Origin of the sequence: Rhodanobacter sp. PCA2 (genome assembly GCF_013620825.1) — a bacterium.
Lineage (GTDB): Bacteria > Pseudomonadota > Gammaproteobacteria > Xanthomonadales > Rhodanobacteraceae > Rhodanobacter_A.
In genome coordinates this window covers 1-1,181 of the sequence record NZ_NJIC01000058.1, presented here as the reverse complement: position 1 = coordinate 1,181, position 1,181 = coordinate 1, and the positions used below count along the sequence as shown (strand labels likewise).

Here is a 1,181-nt window from a genome sequence, read left to right as displayed (position 1 = left end):
TGAAGCGTCCTCGTTAATTCGAGCCAGTCAGAAGTAGAGTTTCCCCACCAAGGAGCTCTGCATGAAGAAGTCGAAGTTCAGCGAGGAACAGATCGTCCGGATCCTCAAAGAGGTCGAAGCCGGCGCGAAGGTCGCGGAGACGTGCCGCAAGCACGGCATCAGCGAGCCGACGTACTACGTCTGGAAGAACAAATACGCCGGCATGGAGGTGTCACAGCTGCGGCACCTGAAGGATGTCGAGGCCGAGCTGGCCCGACTCAAGCGGATGTATGCCGATCTAGCGCTGGAGCACCACGCGCTGAAGGATGTCCTGTCGCGAAAAGGCTGAGCCAGGCGCGGCGACTGGAGTTGAGCCTGGCGATGCAAACCCACCATGGCCTGAGCGCCCGGCGTGCCGACCGCACGCTGGGCCTGTCGCGCTCGGCGCGGCACTACGCCCCGCGCCCGCGGGACGACTCGACGCTGATCGAAGCCATCGAGGCCCATCTGAAGGACAACCCCGGCTACGGCTTTGGCCTGCTGTTCGACGAAGCCCTGCAGCCGAAAGGGTTCGGCAAGACGCGCAGTTGGCGGGTCTACGTGGCGCTGAAGTTGAATCTGCCGCGCCGGGGCAAGCGACGCTTGCCTGATCGCATCCGTGAGCCACTGGAGATTCCTGACCAGGCGAACCACACTTGGTCGGCCGACTTCATGGCCGATGCCCTGTGGTCCGGGCGGCGCTTCCGCACCTTCAACGTCAACGACGACTTCAACCGCGAGTCGTTGCGGATCGAGATCGACACCAGCCTGCCATCGCCGCGAGTAGTCCGGGCACTGGATGAGCTGGTGGAACTACGCGGTGCGCCCCGGCGTCTGCGCTTGGACAACGGCCCGGAGTTCATCAGCGTCGCGCTGCGACAGTGGGCCCAGCGGCACGGCGTCGAACTGCTGCACATCCAGCCCGGCAAGCCGACCCAGAACGCCTACATCGAGCGGTTCAACCGGACCTTTCGCACGGAGGTCCTGGATCGCTACGTCTTCACCAGCCTGCACGAGGTCCGCTGCATGACCGAGGACTGGCGCCACCGCTACAACCATCAACGCCCTCATCGCGCACTTGGCGGGCTCTCGCCCGTCACCTACGCCATGGCATCATCAACCACCTCTACTTCCGGGTGACTCGGAAAAACGAGGACGCTTCA

The 1,181-nt window shown here is 63.8% G+C and carries 1 protein-coding gene; it reads left to right on the top strand.

Features of this window, described 5'->3' with window-relative positions; genetic code table 11:
• Positions 1–61 precede the first annotated feature (61 nt).
• Positions 62–1,158 (top strand): IS3 family transposase gene (locus tag PCA_RS17300; protein WP_181303859.1). Its coding sequence is split into 2 segments (ribosomal slippage): positions 62–323 and positions 323–1,158, totalling 1,098 coding nucleotides; the frame shifts between segments, so codons are not numbered across the junction.
• The last annotated feature ends 23 nt before the right edge of the window (positions 1,159–1,181 follow it).